Raw genomic sequence first — 4,047 nt, 5'->3', positions numbered from 1 at the left:
CTCTTATAATGATTGTAACATAATCTTTTATCTCTTAAAAAGCTTTCAATACGAGGATTTGACTCATTCTGTTTTTCTATTTGTTCCAGAATTAATTCAGACTTGAATTTTGGTATTTTAAGAATTTTGTTAACAGTTCCATCTAAATTAAAAATTACCGCATTATTTGGATGTGGATATATTTTACTATTTTGAAATATCGCAATAACATATTGTAGAGTTGAAATAGGAAAACCTTCAACACTTCCATTTTCATCAGATATTGCTATCTTCTGTCCATTATATTCCCAATAAATCCCCTGTTTTTTTCCTTTTAAAAATTCATTCCTTATACTTGTTTCAATTTTATCAAAATTAGGTAAATGAGAATCTAGTATATCAACAGATATGTAAATTCCAGTTTCATTAAATTTTTTCCAATTTCTAATCATGTTTATTAGTTATATAATAAGTATAAAGTAATAACTTTTAATTTTGCTTTATCAAAGAGTAATTTATTTTTAAGAGATAAAAAAATATTTTTTAGAATCTATATTTCACTTTTTTTCTAGCGCAATTTTTTGTGAAAGTTTAGATAATGAATGAATCATGTCCTTTTTCCAATGAAGATTTTTTTTCCCATTCTCATCTTGATACCAATTTATATAGTCGTTGTTTAGATTATTATCTTCTTTGTAAGTATCTAAAATTTTTATAGAATAATCGTATAAAATTTTATCAAAAAGAGATTCAGAAATTATATTGTCTCCCATAAATTCATGATGTAAGAATATCTCTCCTAAACATAATTCTCTTCCCATTACGCTTTTAATCCATAATTGATCTTCCCAATCAATATCACTAAACATTCGCAAACTTATATATTCATAACCAGTACTACTTGAACTGTAAATATCAATAATAAAATCAGGATAGTATATTAAATTTATTTGAGAAAAAAACGCAGATAGAGAAAGATTTTCGGGTATAAAATCAATATCTACACGATACATTTTACCTTCGTTATCTATTCTATTTCGAATTATATACTGCATAATTATTCAAAAGTATAACTTACAAATTCATCAACTTTGTCATAAGGAATACTATTGTGAGGTGACTTAATTATTAATTTATTCCAAGGTTTCCATTTGTCTGAAAGCTCTGTATTAGTTACCTGATGATGCTGTAAAACTCCTTCTATAAAATAATCTTTCAAAGGCATTTCTAGTATTCTATCAACATCATCGATGGTAAGAACGATTTTATATTCTAACTCATTCTTTTTATTGATATGAAAAGTAAAGATTCCGCTGTCCCAAGAGCTTAAATATTCTAAATCACCATCATCGTCCAACTGCGTAGGAACAAGATTATTGTCCTTTTCATATTCAAATATCATGGACATCATTCGTTCATTTACCCATTGATAGAATACATCTGCATAGTCTAATAAATCTTGCTTTTCTTTCCCTGTATCCCACCAATATTTTTCTGAATATGTGCCATCTAAATTGATTTCTATTTTTACACGGTTGAACTTGTTACTAGAGTTTTTTTTCTCTTCAAACATCTCCGCCATCTTTCTGACGGTATCTCTAATAGGCTTATTCGAAATTTCTGATTCTTTATTTGTGTTGTCTTTCGTATAATTAACAATGAAATTGTAGCTACCTTCTACTGTAAAAATGTAGTCGACAATTAATTTCTCATATTCAAATTCTTTATAATAGTTTTTTATTTCTGAAACTAAATAATTAATATCCATTTTTATAATTTTTTATGGGTTAGTTATTCCTTCTTTACTTAAAGTATTGCTATAGCTACCGTCAATATAAACATCAACATCAATTGCCCTAGGTCTTTTTGAATTTCCGTCAAAATAGAATTCCATTTCAACTTTTATTTTTTTATTAGGGTTTGCCTTTTTTAAATCGGTTATAGCTTGCTCCATTTTAAACCAATCTCCTCCCGGACCAGGTCTGTTCTTTACATAATTTTGAGAAAAATAATTAATTTGTTCGCTTGGCCCTCCCCATTGATTTCTAAAAATATGCCCTCCGGCATCTTTAGGGTATCCATCTTTAACTACTTTAGTTTGCTGTTGATAAGATTCATTTCTTGCCTTTGGAGCAAAATCAAGATCTTCCATAACGGGTTTATTAAAAAAGCTCTGAAAATCCAGAGCTTTTGGTGTTTATAGGAGAAGTAGTCTTTGATAGTCTCGTTTTCAAAGTTTTCATTGCAGATGCAGTACAAATGTCTCTGAACTGCTCCCGACAAGTTAGACTTTATATGGAAGTGGGGATGTGTCAGTATCTTAAGCGATTATCCTTGCTGTATTGAAGATTTTTGATTTAATACACACGATTATTATTATCTTAATTTGTTTAGTTTGTCACCTTTTAATTAACCATAAATTGAACAATTAAAAATTAGTTTATTTCTTTTTGATCTTTTAAAAATATACTCTCTAGATCAAAGAATTGATCTTTGGTTTGATATTTTTTTGTCAAATGCTTCTACTGTGCCACCATAAATTCTTCCTAAGTCAAAAATTTGATTTACATCTGCATTTACAAATTCAATCTCCACCAGGTTCAATTTGTGATCTACATATCCAACAAAAAGAAAGTCTGTTTTGTAAGTAGAATTGTACCAATTAATGGAGTCTTTTAGAAAATCTTCATAATTACAAATTATGGTTAGTTTTTTTCTTTCTTGTCCCATATTAATAATATTTTTTAAACAACATTTTTTTATTTTAGAGATTATGAAAAACCTTTTAGTCAAATGATAGAATAAAAATTGAATAAACTTCGATCTAGCATTATTAAAAAAAATTACATAAATGTGGATGGAGGGTTTGATATATTTTTCTCAACTGCCTCTATCGTGCCACCAAGGATTCTTCCTAGCTCAAAGATTTGATTAAAACTAGCATTATCAAATTCAATAATGGCAAAATTTACTTCACTATGTACATATTTGACGAAGGTGAAATCTGTTTTATTTATTGAATTGTAATCAATTATTATTCCTTTTAATAAATATTCATTGTTAGTAAATATTCTTATTTTCTTTTTATCTGGCTCCATTTATAATTATTAATTTAATTTTATCTGGCCTTTAACATTTGGATATTTTTAAAAGTACTTTACATAATCGTCTATTTTTTGTTTTAATCTGTAAGCCAGGGGTTTTTTGTCAATTTATTATTTAGAGGAGGTTGGTAGGATATTTCTTTTCCACTTGGTGGTATCCATTTCAAACTTTCTTCATGTAGTATTGTCGCATTCTTATATCCAAACAAAATTTGTTCAAATGCTTCCATAGGATTATTAGCAATCCAAAAAAAGTCGGGAATAAAAGTATGTACATAAAATCTACCGTCTTGGTCCATCATTAATTTATTATTTTCTTTCAATTTTGCTACAAAATAAATTTGCCTTCCAATTAATGCTGAATAATAATATTCATCATCGTCATTATCAGTGTCTATATTTTTAGATTGATCGAATATATTTTCTTCATAATTGTCTAAAGATGTTGAATGATTAAAAAAATCTATTCCAATAATACTTATTTCTTCAAAGTTATCTTTACTTATTTTTAACCCTCCAAAAGAGGAAATAAAATCATTTATCACTTGGGGATACAATTTATATAAAGTCGTATTTTTTATTTGATTTGATATATTTCTATTTTCTTCCCACCCCGATTTTTTTAGGATATCTTTTAATTCATTTTGTTTATTGGGTAAATTCATTTATTCAAATTTAATATTGATGTTTACTTTTATTTCTTCAATTCCAAAATATCCTAAAAATGGGTTACAACTATCACAAGCTATTTTAATATCGCCAATTTCAGCAATTATTTTTTCAGCAGTTTTCTTAGCTATAGTTGTTGTTTAAAATGCCATTGACTTAGTGTCTTTTTATTTATTGCAATTTTCAAGTTAAATCTCTTTTACATAGTTTAACTTCAAATTCAACATTTCCTCTAATAAATTTATATAATCAGTTTCTGTTATAGATAAACTATATTTGACCCAAGGAGTAATAC

At 27.1% G+C, this 4,047-nt stretch carries 7 protein-coding genes; all 7 read right to left on the bottom strand.

Annotated elements, in window-relative coordinates:
* On the bottom strand, positions 1 to 431 hold a 431-nt coding region (locus tag FLA105534_RS23575), incomplete at its 3' end, for a hypothetical protein (protein WP_173968513.1).
* A 105-nt stretch (positions 432 to 536) separates the two neighbouring features.
* Entirely contained in the window at positions 537 to 1,034 is a 498-nt protein-coding gene (locus FLA105534_RS23570) for a hypothetical protein (protein ID WP_173968512.1), read from the bottom strand.
* 2 nt (positions 1,035 to 1,036) lie between these two features.
* Entirely contained in the window at positions 1,037 to 1,747 is a 711-nt protein-coding gene (locus tag FLA105534_RS23565) for a hypothetical protein (RefSeq protein WP_173968511.1), read from the bottom strand.
* 12 nt (positions 1,748 to 1,759) lie between these two features.
* On the bottom strand, positions 1,760 to 2,131 hold the full coding sequence (locus tag FLA105534_RS23560; protein WP_173968510.1) for a DNA/RNA non-specific endonuclease: 372 nt from the start codon (positions 2,129 to 2,131) through the stop codon (positions 1,760 to 1,762).
* A gap of 326 nt (positions 2,132 to 2,457) precedes the next feature.
* Positions 2,458 to 2,709 carry a hypothetical protein gene (locus FLA105534_RS23555; protein ID WP_173968509.1) on the bottom strand — a complete coding sequence of 84 codons (252 nt, stop codon included), beginning with the start codon at positions 2,707 to 2,709 and terminating at the stop codon, positions 2,458 to 2,460.
* 113 nt (positions 2,710 to 2,822) lie between these two features.
* On the bottom strand, positions 2,823 to 3,077 hold the full coding sequence (locus FLA105534_RS23550; RefSeq protein ID WP_173968508.1) for a hypothetical protein: 255 nt from the start codon (positions 3,075 to 3,077) through the stop codon (positions 2,823 to 2,825).
* Positions 3,078 to 3,160: 83 nt separating this feature from the next.
* On the bottom strand, positions 3,161 to 3,748 hold the full coding sequence (locus FLA105534_RS23545) for an SUKH-3 domain-containing protein (RefSeq protein WP_173968507.1): 588 nt from the start codon (positions 3,746 to 3,748) through the stop codon (positions 3,161 to 3,163).
* Positions 3,749 to 4,047 lie beyond the last annotated feature (299 nt).

It is taken from the genome of Flavobacterium collinsii (assembly GCF_902804485.1).
Lineage (GTDB): Bacteria > Bacteroidota > Bacteroidia > Flavobacteriales > Flavobacteriaceae > Flavobacterium > Flavobacterium collinsii.
This window is presented reverse-complemented; position numbering and strand designations above follow the sequence as displayed.

What these genes read in the sequence shown, in the direction of transcription:
- FLA105534_RS23560 (WP_173968510.1), bottom strand. Translation starts at nt 2,131, where the DNA reads ATGGAAGATCTTGATTTTGCTCCAAAGGCAAGAAATGAATCTTATCAA.
- FLA105534_RS23545 (WP_173968507.1), bottom strand. Translation starts at nt 3,748, where the DNA reads ATGAATTTACCCAATAAACAAAATGAATTAAAAGATATCCTAAAAAAA.
- FLA105534_RS23570 (WP_173968512.1), bottom strand. Translation starts at nt 1,034, where the DNA reads ATGCAGTATATAATTCGAAATAGAATAGATAACGAAGGTAAAATGTAT.
- FLA105534_RS23550 (WP_173968508.1), bottom strand. Translation starts at nt 3,077, where the DNA reads ATGGAGCCAGATAAAAAGAAAATAAGAATATTTACTAACAATGAATAT.
- FLA105534_RS23565 (WP_173968511.1), bottom strand. Translation starts at nt 1,747, where the DNA reads ATGGATATTAATTATTTAGTTTCAGAAATAAAAAACTATTATAAAGAA.
- FLA105534_RS23555 (WP_173968509.1), bottom strand. Translation starts at nt 2,709, where the DNA reads ATGGGACAAGAAAGAAAAAAACTAACCATAATTTGTAATTATGAAGAT.